The 18,709-nt window shown below is 71.9% G+C and carries 19 protein-coding genes and 1 tRNA gene; 9 read left to right on the top strand and 11 right to left on the bottom strand.

Features of this window, described 5'->3' with window-relative positions; all coding sequences use genetic code 11:
* Positions 1–117 precede the first annotated feature (117 nt).
* Together atzF and AB0H71_RS15310 are read right to left on the bottom strand one after the other, a co-directional pair.
* A complete protein-coding gene (gene atzF, locus AB0H71_RS15315) occupies positions 118–1,836 on the bottom strand; it encodes an allophanate hydrolase (protein WP_357020208.1) in 1,719 nt (572 codons plus the stop codon).
* Between the two features lie 11 nt (positions 1,837–1,847).
* Complete coding sequence (locus AB0H71_RS15310; protein ID WP_357020205.1) at positions 1,848–2,564, bottom strand: GntR family transcriptional regulator; 717 nt, start codon at positions 2,562–2,564, stop codon at positions 1,848–1,850.
* Positions 2,565–2,689: 125 nt separating this feature from the next.
* Between AB0H71_RS15310 and AB0H71_RS15305 the strand changes: the two genes are divergently transcribed.
* The 4 genes from AB0H71_RS15305 to AB0H71_RS15290 all read left to right on the top strand — a co-directional run bounded on the left by AB0H71_RS15305 (position 2,690) and on the right by AB0H71_RS15290 (position 6,566).
* Positions 2,690–3,460, top strand: coding sequence for a GNAT family N-acetyltransferase (locus tag AB0H71_RS15305; RefSeq protein ID WP_357020202.1), 771 nt, complete (start codon positions 2,690–2,692; stop codon positions 3,458–3,460).
* Between the two features lie 32 nt (positions 3,461–3,492).
* A complete protein-coding gene (locus tag AB0H71_RS15300) occupies positions 3,493–4,704 on the top strand; it encodes a cytochrome P450 (protein WP_357020200.1) in 1,212 nt (403 codons plus the stop codon).
* Complete coding sequence (locus AB0H71_RS15295; RefSeq protein ID WP_357020196.1) at positions 4,701–5,285, top strand: TetR/AcrR family transcriptional regulator; 585 nt, start codon at positions 4,701–4,703, stop codon at positions 5,283–5,285. Before AB0H71_RS15300 ends, AB0H71_RS15295 begins: the two co-directional genes overlap by 4 nt.
* Positions 5,286–5,945: 660 nt before the next feature.
* Positions 5,946–6,566: a hypothetical protein gene (locus AB0H71_RS15290; protein WP_357020193.1), complete on the top strand. Its 621-nt coding sequence runs from the start codon at positions 5,946–5,948 to the stop codon at positions 6,564–6,566.
* 3 nt (positions 6,567–6,569) lie between these two features.
* Here AB0H71_RS15290 and AB0H71_RS15285 read toward each other — a convergent pair whose 3' ends face one another.
* From AB0H71_RS15285 to AB0H71_RS15265, 5 genes are all read right to left on the bottom strand, one after another.
* Complete coding sequence (locus AB0H71_RS15285; protein WP_357020190.1) at positions 6,570–7,037, bottom strand: hypothetical protein; 468 nt, start codon at positions 7,035–7,037, stop codon at positions 6,570–6,572.
* On the bottom strand, positions 7,034–8,071 hold the full coding sequence (locus tag AB0H71_RS15280) for a MerR family transcriptional regulator (protein WP_357020187.1): 1,038 nt from the start codon (positions 8,069–8,071) through the stop codon (positions 7,034–7,036). Before AB0H71_RS15280 ends, AB0H71_RS15285 begins: the two co-directional genes overlap by 4 nt.
* Positions 8,072–8,175: 104 nt before the next feature.
* Positions 8,176–8,249 (bottom strand) — tRNA-Pro (locus tag AB0H71_RS15275).
* A gap of 61 nt (positions 8,250–8,310) precedes the next feature.
* A complete protein-coding gene (locus AB0H71_RS15270; protein WP_357020184.1) occupies positions 8,311–9,060 on the bottom strand; it encodes a hypothetical protein in 750 nt (249 codons plus the stop codon).
* Positions 9,061–9,258: 198 nt separating this feature from the next.
* Entirely contained in the window at positions 9,259–10,221 is a 963-nt protein-coding gene (locus tag AB0H71_RS15265; protein WP_357020181.1) for a metallophosphoesterase, read from the bottom strand.
* Positions 10,222–10,332: 111 nt separating this feature from the next.
* Here AB0H71_RS15265 and AB0H71_RS15260 point away from each other — a divergent pair, with 111 nt between their 5' ends.
* Positions 10,333–10,797 carry a GatB/YqeY domain-containing protein gene (locus tag AB0H71_RS15260; protein WP_357020178.1) on the top strand — a complete coding sequence of 155 codons (465 nt, stop codon included), beginning with the start codon at positions 10,333–10,335 and terminating at the stop codon, positions 10,795–10,797.
* A gap of 110 nt (positions 10,798–10,907) precedes the next feature.
* On the opposite strand, the gene AB0H71_RS15255 is transcribed toward AB0H71_RS15260, so the two are convergent.
* Positions 10,908–13,271 (bottom strand): penicillin-binding protein, encoded by a 2,364-nt coding sequence (locus tag AB0H71_RS15255; RefSeq protein ID WP_357020175.1) that lies wholly within the window; start codon positions 13,269–13,271, stop codon positions 10,908–10,910.
* Between the two features lie 354 nt (positions 13,272–13,625).
* Between AB0H71_RS15255 and AB0H71_RS15250 the strand changes: the two genes are divergently transcribed.
* The gene (locus AB0H71_RS15250; protein WP_067648142.1) at positions 13,626–13,949 is read left to right on the top strand and encodes a WhiB family transcriptional regulator; all 324 of its coding nucleotides are present in this window, start codon (positions 13,626–13,628) and stop codon (positions 13,947–13,949) included.
* Positions 13,950–14,018: 69 nt separating this feature from the next.
* On the opposite strand, the gene AB0H71_RS15245 is transcribed toward AB0H71_RS15250, so the two are convergent.
* Together AB0H71_RS15245 and AB0H71_RS15240 are read right to left on the bottom strand one after the other, a co-directional pair.
* Positions 14,019–15,161 (bottom strand): ArsA family ATPase, encoded by a 1,143-nt coding sequence (locus AB0H71_RS15245; RefSeq protein WP_357020173.1) that lies wholly within the window; start codon positions 15,159–15,161, stop codon positions 14,019–14,021.
* Positions 15,158–16,177 (bottom strand): ArsA-related P-loop ATPase, encoded by a 1,020-nt coding sequence (locus AB0H71_RS15240; protein WP_357020170.1) that lies wholly within the window; start codon positions 16,175–16,177, stop codon positions 15,158–15,160. The genes AB0H71_RS15245 and AB0H71_RS15240 overlap by 4 nt, the downstream gene beginning before the upstream one ends.
* 149 nt (positions 16,178–16,326) lie before the next feature.
* Here AB0H71_RS15240 and AB0H71_RS15235 point away from each other — a divergent pair, with 149 nt between their 5' ends.
* The 3 genes from AB0H71_RS15235 to AB0H71_RS15225 are packed head-to-tail and all read left to right on the top strand — an operon-like array spanning position 16,327 to position 17,794.
* Positions 16,327–16,488, top strand: coding sequence for a DUF4177 domain-containing protein (locus tag AB0H71_RS15235; RefSeq protein ID WP_233015604.1), 162 nt, complete (start codon positions 16,327–16,329; stop codon positions 16,486–16,488).
* Complete coding sequence (locus AB0H71_RS15230) at positions 16,485–16,964, top strand: RidA family protein (protein ID WP_357020167.1); 480 nt, start codon at positions 16,485–16,487, stop codon at positions 16,962–16,964. The genes AB0H71_RS15235 and AB0H71_RS15230 overlap by 4 nt, the downstream gene beginning before the upstream one ends.
* A gap of 41 nt (positions 16,965–17,005) precedes the next feature.
* Positions 17,006–17,794 (top strand): MBL fold metallo-hydrolase, encoded by a 789-nt coding sequence (locus tag AB0H71_RS15225; protein WP_357020164.1) that lies wholly within the window; start codon positions 17,006–17,008, stop codon positions 17,792–17,794.
* 61 nt (positions 17,795–17,855) lie between these two features.
* Here the strand turns inward: AB0H71_RS15225 and AB0H71_RS15220 are convergent, their stop codons facing one another.
* Positions 17,856–18,530 (bottom strand): Crp/Fnr family transcriptional regulator, encoded by a 675-nt coding sequence (locus tag AB0H71_RS15220; protein ID WP_067648128.1) that lies wholly within the window; start codon positions 18,528–18,530, stop codon positions 17,856–17,858.
* Between the last annotated feature and the right edge of the window lie 179 nt (positions 18,531–18,709).

The following is an 18,709-nucleotide window of genomic DNA, read 5'->3' as shown; positions in this document are numbered from 1 at the left end:
AGGAGCCGGCGCCGCGGGAGGCGGCCGACCGGCCACTGCCGAAGGTAACCGTTGCCGCCACTGCCCGGCCCGTCCCGATCGCAGCGGGCCGGTCCGCGGGGGACCGGCCCACGGGGGTCAGCGTGCGGCCAGGTAGGCCTTCCAGCCACCGTGCTCGGTGATGTCCGTGCCCGCCACCGCGGCGTCGTAGCCGCAGCCGAAGCCGACGACGCTGCGCCCATCCGCGAGATCGACGCTGGTCAGCGCCATGGGCGCGGGCAGGGCCGCGAGGAAGGCGCCGAGTCCGGCCTTCGACACCAGGAACAGCTCGCCCGCGATCGGGGCGCCGAGCCCCGGCCCGTGCCGCACCAGCCCCGGCTTCGGCGGCACCGTGTCCAGCGCGGCCAGCCGGTAGGCGTCGGTGGTGGCGATCTCCCCGGCGAAGCGCGCGTGCAGCGCGGTGAGCTGGTGGTGCAGCGGCTGCCCGCGCAGGTGCGCGCCGAAGACCGCGACCGGCACCGCGTCCGGGATCAGCAGCGGCGGCTCGTCGCCGGTGAGCAGCGCCGCGATATCGACGGCGAGCTGGTCGGCGAAGGCGGGCACCACCGCCATGACGCCGAACGGGAGCCCGGCCGCGGTCGGCACGCCCGGCACCGCGATCGAGGCCATGTCGAGCAGGTTGCAGAAGTTGGTGAAGGTGCCCATGCGCCGGTTCACGGTGAGCGGGTCGGCCTGGATCGCGGCGATGGACGGGTGCTCGGTGGTGGTCGGCAGCAGCAGCCCGGCGCAGCCGTCGAGCAGCGCGGCCGCCTCGGCCTTCGTGCGGGCCAGGGTGTCCAGGTCGGCGGCGAAGGCGGCGGCGCCCGGGGTGGCCGCGGCGCCGATGATGGCGGCCACGATGGGGTCGGCGCCGGGCGGGTCGGTGGCGAGGAACTCGCCGACGGCAGCGTACCGCTCGGCCACCAGGGCGCCGTCGTAGAGCAGCCGGGCGGCGTCCAGCAGCGGGGCGATATCGACCTCGGTGAACTCGGCGCCGCGCTCGCGCAGCAGGTCGAGCGTCTGCTCGAAGGCGGCGCGGTACTCGGGGGCGAGCGCGGCCAGGTTCGCCTCGACCGGTACCGCGATCCGCGGGGCGGCGGCGAGCGGGACGTCGGCGGGCCAGCTCCGGCTGCGCGGGTCGCGCGGCTCCGAGCCGGCCATGACCCGGAGTGCGGCGACCGCGAGCGGGAGCCCGGCGGCGAAGACGGTGACGGCGTCGAAATCCGCGCAGGCGGGCAGCACACCGTGCGCGGGCACGATGCCGAGCGTCGCCTTCACCCCGACGATGCCGTTCAGCGCGGCGGGCACCCGGCCGGAGCCCGCGGTGTCGGTGCCGATCCCGATATCGGCGATGCCGAGCGCCACCGCCACCGCCGAGCCGGAGCTGGAGCCGCCGGAAATCAGCTCGGGGTGCAGGGCATTGCGCACCGCGCCGTACGGGCTGCGGGTGCCGACCAGCCCGGTGGCGAACTGGTCCAGGTTGGTCTTGCCGAGCAGCACCGCGCCCGCCGCGGTGAGCCGCTCGATCGCGGCGGCGGTCTCGGCCGGGTGCCTGGCGAAACCGGGGCAGGCGGCGGTGGTCGGCACCCCGGCCACGTCGATATTGTCCTTCACCGCGACCAGCAGCCCGGCCAGCGGCAGCGCCGCCCCGGCGGCCAGCCTGGCCTGCACCGCTTCGGCGTCGGCGCGCACCTCGGCCTCGGGGCGCAGGGCGATCCAGACCTCGGGGCGGTCCACCTCGGCGATCCGGCGGTAGGCTGCGCGCACCCGGTCCACCGGCGACGGGTGCAGGGCGGGCTCGTCGAGCAGGGCGGTCATGGCGGCTCCGATCAGGGGTTGCGGTCGGCGGCCAGCGACATCGCCGCGACGGCCTTGGTCACGCGGTCGAGGACGACGTCCAGCGATTCGCCGATGTGGGTGTGCAGCAGGCGATACGCCAGCCCGAGGTTCTCCGCGAGCACCGCGTCGAGGATGCCGAGGTGCTCGGCGATGGTGGTCTCGATCCGGTTGTTGACCATGAAGTCGTACATCCGGACGTGCCGGATCCGGGAGTTGACCTGCACCAGCGCGCGCACCAGCTCGGCATTGCCGGACGCCGTCAGCAGCGTCACGTGGAACTCCTCGTCCCGGACCACGAACCCCGGCTGCTGCTCCGGCGGGTCGGCGCGCAGCTCCAGCCAGCGCTCGCGCTCGGCGCTCAGCAGCTCGCGGTCGTGGCGCACCGCGGGGTTGGTCATGGCCCGCTGGATGCCGCCCAGCTCCAGCGTGATGCGCAGCTCGTAGAGGTCGCGGATGAGCGGGATGCTCGGCCGCACCGGGCTGAAGCCGTACTCCGCGCGCTGCAGCAGCCCGTCCGAGCAGAGCACCGTGAGCGCCTCCCGGATCGGGGTCCGGGAGATGCCGAAGCGCGCGGAGAGCTTGGGCTCGGTGAGCCGCTCGCCGAAGGTGATGTCACCGTTCATGAGCTCGCTGCGCAGCGCCTCGTAGACCACATCCCGCAGCGGGCGCCCGGCGGCGTCCGCGAGCGTGCTCAACCGTGTCGACATGGCTGTATACGCTATGGACGCCGTGTTTCACCGGTGTGACGGCGCTGCGGCGGGGAGGTAAGCGGTTGCGCACCGGCCCGGAGAATTCGCTCGCGTTCCCGCGCCGCACCCGCGATTGTTAGCGTGTGCCCACACCTGTACCGGAAAACGATATCCCCGCCCGCACGGCGGCGAACCTGGCCGAGCACGCGGCGCACCTGCACCGCGGGCTGCCCGGCGCGCGGGTGCTCGAGCCCGGCGACGTCACCATCGCGGACAGCGGCCTGGCGGACGACACCTTCAACCAGATCGTGGACGCGCGGTTCACCGACGCCCGGCGGATCGGGGAGGTGGCGGCGCTGGTCCGGGCGACCGGGCGGCCGTTCTCCTGGTGGTCCGGGTCGGCCGAGCTCGGCGCCGCGCTGGCCGCGACGGGCTGGACCGCGACCGAGACCGAGACGGCCATGTGGGCCGAGCTGGGCGAGCTGCCCCCGATTCCGGGCGGGCTCACGATCCGGCCGGTGCGGGATCGCGGTGCGCTGGCCGACTACGCCGCGGTGCTGGCGGCGAACTGGGACCCGCCCGCCGCCACGGTCCCGCTCTTCTACGAGCGGGCCGCCGCGGCGGCGCTCGCGCCGGGGTGTCCGGCCCGCTACCTGGTCGGGTACCTGGGTGAGCTGGCGGTCTGCGCGGGCGAGGTCTTCCGGTTCGCCGGGGTCGCGGGCATCTACAACATCGGCACGCTCGCCGGGTACCGGCGGCGCGGCTTCGGCGGCGCCATGACGCTGGCGGTGCTGCACGCCGCGCGCGAGAGCGGTTACCGCACGGCCGTGCTGCAGGCTTCGGCCGACGGGGAGCCGGTGTACCGGCGGCTCGGGTTCCGGCCCGCCGGGCAGTTCACCGAGTACACACTCTAGACACTTCGGCGAATCTGTCTTACCGTCGGAACATGTTGCTCGATGAGTCTCGCGCCGTGTTTCAGCCCTGCACCGGCGCCACCTGGGCCGAGCCCTGGCCGATGTACCAGGCACTGCGCGAGCACGACCCGGTGCACCACGTGGTCCCGGCCGACCGGCCGGAGCACGACTACTGGGTGCTCACCCGGCACGCCGACGTCTACGCGGCGGCGCGGGACACGGCCACCTTCTCCTCCGGCCAGGGGCTGACCATCGAGTACGGCGAGCTGGAGCAGATCGGGCTGACCGCGAATCCGCCGCTGGTCATGCAGGATCCGCCGCAGCACACCGAGTTCCGCAGCCTGGTCGCGCGCGGGTTCACGCCGCGGCGGGTGGAGGCGCTGGAGCCGATGGTGCGCGCCTTCGTCCGGGAGCGGCTGGAGCTGCTCGCCGACGGCGGCGATATCGTGCGCACGCTCTTCAAGCCGCTGCCGAGCATGGTGGTCGCGTACTACCTCGGCGTACCGGAGGAGGACCGCGACCGCTTCGACGGCTGGACCGACGCCGTGGTCGCGGGCGGCATCTCCGGCAGCGAGCAGGCGCGCGCCGCCTCCATGGAGATGGTCGGGTACTTCGCCGAACTCATCCGGCGCAGGCGCACCGACCCCGGCGACGACACCGTCTCGCTGCTGGTGCAGGCCGGGCTCGGCGCCACCGACGACGACGTCACCGGCCTGGTGCAGCTGCTCGCCTACACCTGGACCATGGTGGCGGGCGGCAACGACACCACCACCGGGCTGCTGGGCGGCGCCGTGCAGCTGCTGTACGCCAACCCGGTGCAGCGCGCGCGGCTGGTCGCGGAGCCGGAGCTGATCCGCGGCGCCGTCGAGGAATTCCTCCGGCTCACCGCGCCGGTGCAGGGGCTGGCCCGCACCACCACCGGGGACGTCGAGATCGCGGGCGTGACCATTCCGGCGGGCCGTAAGGTGCTGCTGGTGTACGGCTCCGCCAATCGCGACGAACGGGTGTACGGCCCGGACGCCGCCGACCTCGACATCCACCGCAACCCGCAGCGGCTGATGACCTTCAGCCAGGGCCCGCACCACTGCCTCGGCGCCGCCGCCGCGCGCATGCAGGCGCGGATCGCGCTGGAGGAGCTGCTCGCCCGGCACCCCGGCTTCGCCGTCGACCTCGGCGACGTCGAGTACGCCGACGGCCAGTACGTGCGGCGCCCCACCCGGGTCCCCTTCCGGAGCGCCGCGTGAGCGACTGGCTGGCGGGCCCGCGCACCGAGCTCGCCGCCGACCGCATCCTGGACGGGGTGCGCAGCCTCTTCCGGGCGCGCGGCCTGACCGGGGTCTCCGGGGTCGGGATGGCCGAGGTGGCCGCGGCGGCGGGCTGCTCCCGCGCCACCCTGTACCGCTACTTCCCGAACCGGCAGGCGCTCTTCGTCGCCTTCGCCGACCGGGAGGCGCAGCGCGTGGTGGCCCGGGTCTGGCGCGAGCGCGGCCCCGTCGCCGACCCCGCCGCCGCGCTGCTCGACACCCTGATCGCGGTGCTCACCGCCGTGCGCGGCACCGAGTACCTGGCCGTCTGGTTCGAACCGGTGAACGCGGGGGTCGTCGCCCAGCTCGCCGACTCCTCGGACGCCGTCGAGGTGCTCGCCCGCACCTTCGTCGCGAGCCTGCGCCCCGACCTGGATCCCGCCGCCGCCCGCCGCCTCGGCCGCTGGCTGGTGCGCAGCGTGGTCTCGCTGCTCACCATGCCCGCCGAGCCGGACGAGGAGCGGGAGCTGCTGCGCGCCTTCGTCGTCCCGTTCCTGGAGAGCGCGCGGATCCCGGTCTGATCACCGCGGTGCTGAAAGATTCCGACGGCAATCCCCAGTTCGGGTGCACCGGTGTATAGCCGGGTTTACGCCATAGCCGCGCAGTCCTCCGGCCGCCGATATCGCCGCTACCTCGCGGTGGCGAGCCGTAATCGAGGGCGTAACGTCGCTGATTAGAACCGAGCGGTTCGTATTTGAGCGCAGTCCACCATGAGACATGTTCGCGCACTGCATATTTCGCCATACCCTGTGGGGTGATGAAAAGGTGGGGAAAGGGTTGGTGGGAGCAGGAGGCCGATCAGCCCAGACAATACGCAAGGGGGGCTTGTGTCACGCACTGCGGCAAGGAACCCAACAGATACCCGGCCGCGCCACGATGGCAGCGGGGCGAATTTGCCCTCTCGGTGGTCGGCGGAAAGCTGGATGTCCAGAAAGCGGTGTACGCTGCTTTCGGCCGGTCGTACCTGCCGGGGGATATCGTTCGGTACTTCGTGGTCGGCAGATTGCAGGACAGCGGGTACTGGGTCTACGAGTGGCCGACTCGCCGTAATCCGCGGCACGGCCGGGTCTCGGCACCGGTGCGCGGTGACTGTGTCGACGAGCATAGAGCCTGGTGGGATAGGTCAGATCGTGTCAAACTGTCGGAGTTGACAGCCGGTCCGGAGGTTTAGCATGTTTCGCTTGAAGCGTCGTGCTCCTTTCGCCTGGATGCGGAGTATCGAAATCGGAGAGTTCGGTGAAGAGCTCACCGTGGTTCCGCTGAACGGCCTGTCCGCTATGGCGAAGTTGAGGCGAGGCGCCTTGCTCAACTGGGTTTTCGACCAGCCCGATGCGGAATCCTCCTACCATCTTTTCGTCTACCTCACCGACGGGGAATCGCAGAGGGTTTACGAGGCTCCCTACGATCGTGGAATGCTGGAAGCCGTTCGCGGAAAGCTGAAGAATCGCGGCGCCATTCTGGCGGTGATCCGGGGTATCGACGCCGACGTGGTCACCAGGCGCTACGAAATATCCGATAACGGTCTCGAGCACGAGTTCATCGCTGATCTCATGATCGCGGCCAAGACGATTCACGAATACTCGGAATCGGTCAAAGCCGGCGCGGAAGCCGAGATCACCCGCCTGGCGGGCGGGCCCCGCATCGAATTCGCCGACGCGAACCCGGCCGGTCGGGTGGGCGCGGGTTCGCATCGATCGACTCGCGATTCCTATCTGGCCCGCTTACGCACGTCGGCTGCCCAGGATCGAGAGAAGAGCGATGCGCAGAATGTCCGGACGATTATGCGGGGCACCTTCGCGTAGCGGTCAGCGCTTGCTGGTGTCCCGCCGCTCGATGGCCGCGCCGACGCCGTCGATGGCACCGCGGATGAGGTCGCCGTACGGGTCCGGGCCGAGCGCGGGGGCGTGCTGCCTGGCCAGGGCGAGGTGTGCGGCGGCGGGGGCGAAGGAGCCGAGGCGGCGGTAGTCGTCGGCGAGGTTCAGGTGCAGGGAGGGGTAGAAGCCGGCGATGGTCAGGCTGTTATGCACGTCCCGCACCCGGTCGTCGGTGACGGTGTCGGCGGCATCGAGGGCGCGGATGTTCCAGGCCAGGGCCTCGGCGGGGTCGTCGTAGAGGTCGGCGAGGTAGTGCGCGAGGGTGCAGCGGTGCAGCGGGTCACCCGCGGGGCCGAGCGCGGCCCAGAGCTCGAGCAGGGCGGTGCGGGCGGTGCCGGTGTCGCCCCCGCGGCCGGTGCCGACGGCGTCGAGGATGGCGGTCATGGTGGGGTCGGTCATGGGGTTCCGTTCGGGGGGTGGATGGGCATGGCGAGGGTGGTGAGGTCGCCGCGGTCGGCCGAGCGCAGGGTGATCGGCTGGGCCGGGCCGCGCAGGTCGAGCAGGAGCTCCGGGCCGATCGCGGTGGCGATGGCCGGGTGCAGGACGGCGGGGTCGAAGTGCAGGGTCGAGGGGGTGCCGGTGACGGTCGCCCGGAGGGTGGCGCTGCCGACGCGGACTTCGCCGCCGACGGTCGCGCGCAGTTCGATATCGCCGCCCGGGTGCTCCTCGAGCGCGCGCAGCAGCGGGTCCCTGGCCACGGTCACCCGGGTGACGACGGCGGAGAGCGTGGCGAGCATGCCGCGGTAGTCCGGGAACTCCTCCGGCAGGATGCGGCAGCTCCGCGCACCCAGCTCCAGGCGGTGCGCGGTGGCGCGCAGCGCGACCACCGGGGTGCGCCGGATCTCCGGCACCGCCGCGCGCAGCTCGGCCCCCGCGATCGTCCCCGCCCACACCGCGGCGGGCGCCTCGACCGGGGCGATGGTCCGGGTGGAGAGCCGGTACCGGTCGGTGGCGGTGAGGATCACGGCATCCGGCAGCGCCTCCAGGCACACCCCGGCCAGCACCGGCAGCGCCGGGTCCACACCGGTGGCGGCCAGCACCTGCTCGATCGCGGCCGCCAGCACGGGCCCCCTGACCGCCCCGACGACCACCTCCGGCGCACCCCCGAGCGCCGCCTCGAGCTCGGCGGCGGTGCGCTGCGCCAGCACCGCCTCGGCGGCGACCGCGGCCGCATGCTCCCGGACCAGCCGCACGGCCTGCTCCGGAGCCCCGTCGAGCACCCGCAGCACCGGCCCCAGCGGCATCCCCATCTCCCGCAGCCTGCGCAGCACCCCGGCCCGCTCCACCTGCTCCGCGGCGTAGTACCGGTACCCGGTCACCGCATCCACCTCGGCGGGCAGCAGCACCCCGGTATCGGCGTAGAACCGCAGCGCGCTGGCGGTGAGCCCACTGCGGCGCGCGAATTCCCCGATCGGCATGAGTTCGTCCGGCATGCCGCCATCCTCGGGCTTCGAGTGGCTCGAAGGTCAAGCCGGACGCAAAAAAGGCCCTGATCTGCCTAAACAGATCAGGGCCCTTCGTGTCTCAACCACACGAGTCGGGGTGACAGGATTTGAACCTGCGACCTCTTCGTCCCGAACGAAGCACGCTACCAAGCTGCGCCACACCCCGGGGAGGAGAACCTGAAGTAGCTTACAACAGGGGACCTCCGGACGTTAAATTGCCAGGTCAGTCAGGGTTCGTAGGGTCGGATGCTGCTGAAGACGCGCTTGGCGCCCGCGGCGTCGAGCGCCTGCGGGACGCCGGTGTCGGCGGCGATCACCATGACGAAGCTGCCGTTGGTGCTCGGCGCGGCCCAGGTGTACACGGAGTACTCGGCGGCGCAGCCGGGGGCGGGCCGCGCGATCCGGCCCCTGGTCTCCACGAACATGCCCTGCTGGCCGCCGTCCAGGGAGCGCAGCGGCTCGGCGGGGGCGGCGGCGCCGGGGTCGGCGTAGGCGAGGCGGGCCGCCTTGGCGCCGATGGCGGTGGCCGCGGCGGCGGGGTCCTGCTCGTCGGCGGCGGTGAGGAAGGCGACGGTGCGGGTGGAGCCCGGGCAGTAGTCGCGGCCGTCGGTGGCGTAGCCCTTGCCGGTGAGCGCGTCCGGGGCGCGGCCGAATCCGGCCACGGTGTCGGCGGGGGCGACGTGCCAGCCCGCGGGGACGTCGTAGGCGGCGTCCCGGTCCGGCGCGGCCACCACCCGGTAGCCGGGGAGCACCGGCGACGGCACCGCGATACTGGCCGGTGCGTCGCTGGTGAGCGCGCTGACCAGCGGGGGAGCCCCGCCCTCCGGGTCATCCGAGCCGCGGGCGACGGCGACGGCGGTGGCGGCGGCCGCGAAGGCGAGCACCGCGGCGCCCGCGGCGGGCAGGGTCCGGTTCGGGGTGCTCGGCCGGGCCCGGTACGTCGCGAGGAAGGCGTCGAAATCGTGTGGCGGCGGCACCGCGGGCCGCTCCGGATCACGCTCCCGGACGGCGGTACCGCCGTACCGGGAACCGGATCCGTCCGAAAAGGTCGGTCCACCGCCCGGTGAAAGCCGGTTCACCGCACCGGATTCCGGCTGCGCCCCCGATGCTCCCTGCACATCGCCTGCTGCCACTGTCCCGTCCCCCTGCCTGACGTACGGCCTCGGGACGCGACCTTAGCGGGCGATGGCCTCCGAAGCCGAACGGCCTCGGCCGGTTTCGGTCGACGGCTGCTTGGGCGGCGCGGCGACCAGGGTCAGCAGCGTGGCCTCCGGGCGGCAGCAGAAGCGGTACGGCGCCCACGGCGAGGTGCCGATGCCCGCCGAGACGTGCAGCTTGGTGTGCTCGCCCCAGCTGGACGGCCCCTTCACCCTGGCCCGGTCGATCCCGCAATTGGTCACCAGCGCACCGAAACCCGGCACGCAGAGCTGGCCGCCGTGCGTGTGCCCGGCCAGCACCAGGTCGTAGCCGTCGGCGGCGAAGCGGTCGAGGACCCGGGGCTCCGGCGAGTGCGTGAGCCCGATCCGCAGGTCCGCCAGCGGGTTCGGCGGGCCGGCGATGGTGTCGTAGCGATCGCGCTGCAGGTGCGGGTCGTCGACCCCGGCGGTGCCGATCCGGATGCCGCCGACCTCGAGATCGCGGCGCACGTGCGTGAGGTCCAGCCAGCCGCGCTCATTGAACGCCGCGCGCAGGTCCTGCCAGGGCAGCGGGGCGCCGTAGGTGCGGCGGTGGTCCTTCTTGAAGTACTTGAGCGGGTTCTTCGGCACCGGCGCGAAGTAGTCGTTGCTGCCGAAGACGAAGAGCCCGGGGCGGGAGAGCAGGCTGCCGAGCGACTGCACGACGGCGGGCACCGCCTTCTGGTGCGACAGGTTGTCGCCGGTGTTCACCACCAGGTCCGGCTCCAGCCGGTCCAGGTCGCGCAGCCACTGCTGCTTGAGCTTCTGGTTCGGCGTCATGTGCAGGTCGCTGATGTGCAGCACCCGCAGCGACGACGACCCGGGCTGCAGCACCGGCATGGTCGTCTCCCTGAGCACGAAGGCATTGCGCTCGACGAGGGAGGCGTAACCGATTCCGGCGACCGCGGCTCCCGCGGCCACCGTTGCGGCGCGTCCGACGGCGGAGGTCGTGATGACGGGCATTTGCCCAGCATAGGTGAGCCCGGCCGGTCCTGCCCCGTGTGTTCTCGCACAGCGGGTGCCACGAGCGCAAATGCGCTGGGAGGTACGGGCGGGACGGGCTAGCGTGGGGGTATGTCGGAACTGAAGTCGCAGCTGCGGGCGGATCTCACCACCGCGCTGAAAGCCAAGGACACCCTGCGTCTCGGCACCGTCCGGATGCTGCTCGCCGCGATCCAGACCGCCGAGACGGCCGGATCCGAGGCGCGCGAACTCTCCGACGCCGAAGTGGTCTCCGTGCTGCAGAAGGAGGCGAAGAAGCGCGGCGAGGCGGCGGAGGTGTACGCCCAGAACGGGCGCGGTGAGCTCGCCGCCAACGAGCACGCCGAGGCCAGGATCATCGATGAGTACCTGCCGACGCAGCTCACCGAGGCGGAGGTGGCGGATCTCGCCGATACCGCCATCGCGCAGGTCGCCGAGGATCTCGGGGAGCGGCCGGGCATGCGGCAGATGGGTCAGGTCATGAAGATCGCGACCGCGCTCGCCGCGGGCAAGGCCGACGGCTCCCGCATCTCGGCCGCGGTCAAAGCCCGCCTCTGAGCCGCACGGTCCCGGCCGCCGCCTTCGGCTGAGCGCTCGGGGCACCGAGCCTCGCTCGCTGCCCACCAACGAAATCGCCCCCGGCCTGCAAGGCCGGGAGCGAATTCGCGTCAGCGGGGGATCGGGATGGGAATTGGAATCGGGGGCAAGCGCAGGGGCGGCAATCCGGGGGCTACCGGGACGGGGGCGGGCCCCGGGGTGGGGCTCGGCGCCTGGCGCTGCGTCCCGTCACTGACGTAGATCGTGATCACCGACCCGGGAATCGCCGACCCGTTCGGCGCCGTGCCCATGACCGTCCCCTTCGGGGCGGCCCCACCCTGCGTCACCGCGGTCACCTGGAACCCGGCCCTGGTGAGCGCCGAGGTGGCATCACCCTGGGACATATTGCTGACGTCCGGCACCTGCGCCTGGTTCGACCCGCGCACGTACTTGTCGTCCAGCGGCGGCAGCGCGGGCGGCGGGTACTGCCCGAGCACCGGCTTGATGGCGTTGAACCAGGTGCGCGCCGGCTCGTTGCCGCCGAAGAGATCGCCGCTGCCGCAGTTGCGCAGCGGGAAGGAGCAGATCTCGCCGGGGGTCGGGCTGTCGCCGTAGACGTAGACCGCGGCGGCCAGCGAGTTGGTGAAGCCGAGGAAGCCGGAGGAGCGGTGGCTCTCGGTGGTGCCGGTCTTGCCGGAGGCGGGCGCGTTCCACCCGGTCGCCCGTGCCGAACCGGCGGCGGTGCCCTCGGTGTCGTCCTTGCTCATGGCGTTGGCCAGGGTGTTCGCCAGCCCGGGCTCGACCACCTGCTCGCAGGCCTGCTGGGTGAGCGGCACCTGCTTGCCCTGCCGGTCGATGACCTCGCGGATCGGCGACGGCGGGCACCACCGGCCGCCGGAGGCCAGCGTGGCGGCGACGTTCGAGAGCTCCAGCGGGTTGATCGCGACCGGGCCGAGGGTGAAGGAGCCGAGGTTCTGCTCCTTGACCATGTCGGCCAGGCTCTGGTTGCTGAACCCGGAGGTACCGGCCTCGGTGTACGAGCGCAGCCCGAGCCGCACCGCCATGTCCACCGTCGGCGCCACCCCGACCGCCTGGATCAGCTTGACGAAGGTGGTGTTCGGCGAGGTCGCCAGCGCCTCGGTGACCGACAACGGCGACTTGTACCTGCCCGCGTTCTCCACGCAGTAGGTGGCCGCCGGGCAGCCGCGGGCGCCGCCGTTGCCCATGCCCTTGGCCTCGAAGCGGCCCGGCACGTCCAGCTGGGCATTGATGCCGAGCCCCTTCTCCATCGCAGCGGCGGTGGTGAAGAGCTTGAAGATCGAGCCTGCGCCGTCGCCGACCATGGAGTACGGCTGTGGCTGCACGGTCTCGTTGGCGTCCGGGTCGAGGCCGTACCGCCTGCTGCTGGCCATGGCGACCACGTCGTGCGAGTTCTCGCCGGGCGCCACCACCGACATCACCTCGGCGATATTCGCCAGGTTGGGGTCGGCGGCGCCGGCGACCGCATCGCGCACCGAGTTCTGCACGGCCGGGTCGAGCGTGGTGCGGATCAGGTACCCGCCCTTGTCCACCTGGTCCCGGCTGATGCCGGAGTTGGCCAGGTACTGCAGCGCGTAGTCGCAGAAGAAGCCGCGGTCGTTGGCGGCGATGCAGCCGCGCGGCAACCCCTTCGGCTCGGGCAGCACACCGAGCGGCTCGGTCTTGGCGGCGCGGAACTCGTCGGCCCGGCTCGGGATGTTCTGGATCATGGTGTCCAGGACGGTGTTGCGCCGCTGCAGCACGCCGTCCTTGTTGGTGTACGGGTTGAGCTTCGACGAGCTCTGCACCATGCCGGCGAGCATGGCCGACTGCGCCACGTTCAGATCCGCGGCGTCCACGCCGAAGTAGGTCTGCGCGGCGTCCTGGATGCCGTAGGAGCTGTTGCCGAAGGGCACCAGGTTCAGGTAGCGGGTGAGGATCTCGTCCTTGGTGAGCTCGCGGTCGAGCGTCAGCGCCATCCGGATCTCGCGGATCTTGCGCGCCGGGGTGGTCTCGATCGCCGCGCGCCGCTCGGCGTCGGTCTTGGCGACCACGAGCAGCTGGAAGTTCTTCACGTACTGCTGGTCCAGGGTGGAGGCGCCCTGCTGCACCTCGCCGCTGGCCGAGTTGGTGAGGAACGCGCGCAGCGTGCCCTGCCAGTCGACGCCCTCGTGCTCGGCGAAGCGGCGGTCCTCGATCGAGACGATCGCGAGCTTCATGTTGTTGGCGATCCGGTCGCTCGGGACCTCGAACCGGCGCTGCTCGTAGAGCCAGGCGATCGGGTTGCCCGCGGTGTCGACCATGGTGGAGACGGCGGGGACGGTGCCCTCGACCAGCTCGGCGGACACATTGTCGACGGCGTCGGCGGCGCGATTGGAGACGAACCCGAATCCACCGGCGAGCGGGAACAACAGCCCCGCGACGAGCACGGCGGCGAGCACGCAGCTGCCGGCCAGTTTCGCGAGTGTTCGTGTCATCGGCACGCCGCCAGACTACGGGGTGGGCAGGACCCGCCTGCGAGGTGCGCACGGGAAGGACACGCCGCCGGACGGCGGTGTCCGCTACCGATGGGCGTGTCGCCCGGTTTTCCCAGCGAGTCGGCCCGACCGGACGGTTCGGAACTTGCTTCCCAGGCACGGACGTACCAAAAAGGTTCGATCGCGGTCTTGCGTTGTCCCCAACCTTTACCTAGATTGAGAACCCAGTGTGATAGAGCTAACACTCAAAGTGGAATGTGGTGCAGTGCGCAGCGGGGTCTGGGTTGCCGCGTACTGAACGCGATTCCGGAGCGCCGGTTCATACGGTGTTCGGACTGCAAAGGGGCACACCAAATGCATATGACAACCCCCATCGCTCGGTTGAACGTGGAGCAGGCCGAGGCGCGGATCGCCTGGGTCTCCGAGGCCAGGTGCAAGGAAGTGGATCCCGACCAGCTGTTCGTTCGCGGTGCGGCGCAGCGCAAGGCGGCGACGATCTGCCGGCACTGCCCGGTGCTCATGCAGTGCGGCGCCGACGCGCTCGACAACCGGGTCGAGTTCGGGGTGTGGGGTGGCATGACCGAGCGGCAGCGCCGCGCGCTGCTCAAGCAGCACCCGGAGGTGACCTCCTGGGCCGACTTCTTCCAGGCCCAGCGGCAGCACCAGATCGCGATCTGACCCGGCGATGTAACCCAGCATCGCCCGATCCCGGAATCCGAGCCCGCCGCCGCGGGCTCGGCCCCGTTTTCAGGGGTGGACGTCGGCCGTGGGGCGGGGCCCGGCCAGCTGATCACCCACCGCGCGCAGCGCGGCCAGGTCGGAGACCTCGAAGGGCAGCGCGCGCACCGCGACGATCGGCACCCGCGGGTGCGCGCCGGTGAAGCGCTGCAGCAGGTGCTGCTCGCGCTTGGCGGTGGCCGCGCGCTGCGCGTGCACCCGCAGCACCGCGGTGGTGAGCGAGGCGTCGTCGCCGAGCTGCTCGGCCGCCGAGCGGGCGCGGTCGCCGGAGAGCCCGCTGAGCACCGGGTGCGTGCGGTTGAGCACCAGCCCGGCCAACGGCATCCGCTCGGTGGAGAGCCGGTCGACGAAGAACGAGGCCTCGCGCAGCGCGTCCGGCTCGGCGGCGGCGACCACCAGGAAGTGCGTGCCGGGCTGGGCCAGCAGGGCGAAGGTGCGGTTGGCCCGCTCCTGGAACCCGCCGAACATGGACTCCAGCGACTGCAGGAAGTTCGAGGCGTCCTTGAGCAGCTGCCCGCCGACCACGGTGGAGACGCCCTTGAGCGCCAGGCTCATGGCACCGGTGACGAAGCGCCCGACGCCGCGGCCGGGGGCCATGATCACCCGGATCATCCGGCCGTTCAGGAAGGTGCCGAGCCGCTTCGGCGCGTCCAGGAAGTCGAGCGCGTTCCGCGAGGGCGGGGTGTCGACCACGATCAGATCCCAGTCCTTGCCGCTGGTCAGCTGACCGAGCTTCTCCATCGCCATGTACTCCTGCGTTCCGCCGAAGGAGGAGGCGACGGTCTGGTAGATCGGGTTGGCGAAGATCTGCTGCGCCTTGTCCGGGCTGGTGTGCTCCAGCACCATCTCGTCGAAGGTGCGGCGCATGTTCAGCATCATGGCGTGCAGCTCGCCGGGGACCTCCGGGCCGAGCTCCACCCGCTGCGGGGCATTGTCCAGCTCCGCGACGCCGAGCGACTGCGCCAGCCGGCGCGCCGGATCGATGGTCAGCACCACCACCCGGCGCCCCAGCTCGGCGGCGCGCAGCGCGATGGCGGCGGCGGTGGTGGTCTTGCCGACCCCGCCGGAGCCGCAGCAGACGACGACGCGCGCGCTCGGGTCGGCGAGGATCGCCGCGACGTCGAGCCGGGTCCCTGTGCTCGGCGTTGTCATCGGACCCCCTGCTCGCTGAGCTTCTCGGCCAGTTCGTACAGCCCGCCGAGATCGATGCCGTCGGTCAGCGCGGGCAGGTAGAGCTGCGGCACGTCCACCGCGGCCAGCTCGGTGGCGCTGTTGTCCTGGGCGCGCAGCCGGGCCGCGTGCTCGACCGTCTCGGTGACCAGGCCGTCGAAATCGGCGTCCGGCAGGGTGATTCCCGCGGCGGCCAGCCCGGAGCGCAGCTCCTCGCGGTCCAGTTCGCCGTCGGCGACCGGGCCGCGCAGCTCGGCGGGCAGGAAGCCCTGGCCCGCCCGGTTCACCACGACGGTGCCGATGCGCAGGTCTTCCGCGGTGAGCTGGGCGACGGCGTCGGCGGTCTCCTGTACCGGGAGCGCCTCCAGCAGCGTGACCAGGTGGATCAGCGTCTCGTCCGAGTGCAGCAGCTTGGAGACGCCCTCGGCCTGCCCGGCGATCGGGCCGCCGCGCGCGATCTCGGCCATGGCGGTGGTGACGTCGAGGAAGCTCGCGATCCGGCCGGTGGGCGGGGCGTCGACCACGATCTCGTCGTAGACCCGCTCGCCGGTGGCGCGATCCGTCCGGATCACGCACTCCTTGATCTTGCCGGTGAGGATGACGTCGCGCAGCCCGGGCGCGATGGTGGTGACGAACTCGATGGCGCCCATCCGGCGCATGGCCCGGCCGGCGAAGCCGAGGTTGTAGAACATGTCCAGGTACTCGAGGAAGGCGTGCTCGATATCGAGCGCGAGCGCCCACACCTCGCCGCCGCCGTCCGCGCTGGCGATCCTGGTCTCGGTCGGGGGCAGCGGCGGCAGGTCGAAGAGCTGGGCGATGGACTGCCTGCTCTCCACCTCGACCAGCAGCACCCGGCGCCCGCCCCTGGCCAGCGCCAGCGCCAGCGCGGCGGCGACCGTCGACTTGCCGGTGCCGCCCTTGCCCGAGACGTAGTGCAGCCGGGCGCGGGTCGCCCGCTCCGGCCAGCCCGTCGTCGGCGCTGCTGTTGGTGCTTCCACCCCAGCGAGCCTATAGGCCGGAAGACCGGTCCGTCCGTGTGATGCGCCACCGGCGGGTCGATTGGGTACAAGATGTCCCGCTCGCGGAGTTCCGATCAGCGGCGGAGCCATGGCTGCCCTCGTCGGGAGCGCCCCGTTAGGCTCTGCGCATGAGCGAAATCACCCAGTGGGAGTACGCGACCGTGCCGCTGCTGACGCATGCGACCAAGCAGATCCTCGACCAGTGGGGCACCGACGGCTGGGAGCTGGTGACGGTGCTGCCCGGCCCGACCGGCGAACAGCACGTGGCCTACCTCAAGCGCGCGAAGTGACCGCGGCCGCCGATGCCGTGACCCCGTGGCGGGAGAACCTCGCCAAGCTCGGCATCACGCTGCCGCCGGTCAGCGCGCCGGTGGCGGCGTACGTGCCCGCGCTGCGCTCGGGCAGCCTGGTCTACACCTCGGGGCAGCTGCCGTTCGTCGACGGTGAGCTCGTGGTCACGGGCAAGGTCGGCGCCGAGGTGACCGTCGAGGCGGCCGCCGAGGCCGCCCGGCTCTGCGCGCTGAACGCGCTGGCCGCGGTGCACGACCTGGTCGGGCTGGACGAGGTGGTGCGGATCGTCAAGGTCGTCGGCTTCGTGGCCTCCGCGCCCGGCTTCGGCGACCAGCCGGTGGTGATCAACGGCGCCTCGCAGTTCCTCGGCGCGGTGTTCGGCGATGCCGGGGCGCACGCCCGCTCCGCCGTCGGCGTCTCCGAGCTGCCCCGCAACACCCCGGTCGAGGTGGAGCTCATCGCCGAGGTCCGCTGAGGCGGGGCCACATCGAATCCCGTAACCCCAGGGGGAGTGCCATGACCCTGACCCATCCCGCCTACGAGCAGCTGCGCCCGGTGACCCCGAACGCGTCGGTGCTGCTCGCCGAGAACCCCGGCCAGATGACGCTGGACGGAACCAACACCTGGATCCTGCGGGCGCCGGAGAGCGCCGAGTACGTGGTGGTCGACCCCGGCCCGAAGGACCGGGCGCACGTGGACGCCATCGCCGAGGCCACCGGCGGCGCCATCGCGCTGACCCTGATCACGCACCACCACCACGACCACACCGGCGGCATCGACCGGCTGGTCGACCTGACCGGGACGGTGGTGCGCGCCAAGGACCCGACCTTCCTGCGCGGCACCGAGGCCGCGCTGGCCGACGGTGAGGTGATCGAGGCGGCGGGGCTGCGGATCGAGGTGCTCGGCACGCCGGGGCACACCACCGACTCGGTGAGCTTCGTGCTGGCCGACGGGGTGCTCACCGGCGACACGGTGCTCGGCTTCGGCACGACGGTGCTGGAGAACCGCCCCGGCGCGCTCGCCGACTACCTGGCCTCGCTGGACCGGCTGCTCGCCGCGGGCGACGGGCGGCCGCTGCTGCCCGCGCACGGGCCGGACCACCCGGATCTGGGCCCGGTGCTGCGCTACTACATCGAGCACCGGCACCAGCGGCTGGAGCAGGTGCGGGCCGCGCTGGCCGAGCTCGGCGCGGACGCGGGCGCCATGGCGATCGTGCGCAAGGTGTACGCGGACGTGGACAAGAAGCTCTGGCCCGCGGCGCGGAGCTCGGTGCAGGCCCAGCTGGACTACCTGCGCAGCGCCTGAGAAACAGCACAGCGCGCCGTGCGGGTGACCGCATCGGCGCGCTGTTCGCTGTGCGCGGAGTTCAGCGGGCGCGGCGCGCCAGCCGCTCCGAGTCGGAGATGAGCACGCTCTTGCCCTCCAGCCGCAGCCAGCCGCGGTGCGCGAAGTCGGCGAGCGCCTTGTTCACGGTCTCGCGGGAGGCGCCGACGAGCTGGGCGATCTCCTCCTGGGTGAGGTCGTGGGTGACCCGGAGGGCGCCCGCCTCCTGGGTGCCGAAGCGCTGCGCGAGCTGCAGCAGGGCCTTGGCGACGCGACCGGGGACGTCGGTGAAGATCAGGTCCGCCAGGTTGTTGTTGGTGCGCCGGAGGCGGCGGGCGAGCACCCGCAGCAACTGCTCGGCGATCTCCGGGCGCTGGTCGATCCAGGCCTTCAGCGCGTCCCGATCCATGGTGACGGCGCGGACCTCGGTGACCGTGGTCGCGGTCGAGGTGCGCGGGCCCGGGTCGAAGATGGAGAGCTCGCCGAACATGTCGGAGGGGCCCATGATCGTCAGCAGGTTCTCCCGGCCGTCAGGCGAACGGCGCCCGATCTTCACCTTGCCGGTGGTGATGATGTACAGCCGATCGCCGGGCTCGCCCTCGTTGAAGATGATGTGGCCACGCGGAAAGTCGACGGGCTGGAGTTGTTTGGCGAGGGCGGCCACCGCAGTGGGCTCGACGCCCTGGAAGATGCCTGCTCTGGCGAGGGCCTCGTCCACGAATGTGCTCCTTTGGGAAATGGCTTCCGTACCGGGACCGAATCGACCCGGCCACCAGCGGAGTCTACGCGGAGGGAGGCTCGGACAGTGACAGACACCACGTAAAGAGCGGATTGCGGGACGTCGATGGAACGAGTGAGGGAAAGGCCGCGCGACCGGCTCACTCGGGCCGGACGCGG

This window comes from Nocardia sp. NPDC050697 (assembly GCF_040654395.1).
Lineage (GTDB): Bacteria > Actinomycetota > Actinomycetes > Mycobacteriales > Mycobacteriaceae > Nocardia.
This window is presented reverse-complemented; position numbering and strand designations above follow the sequence as displayed.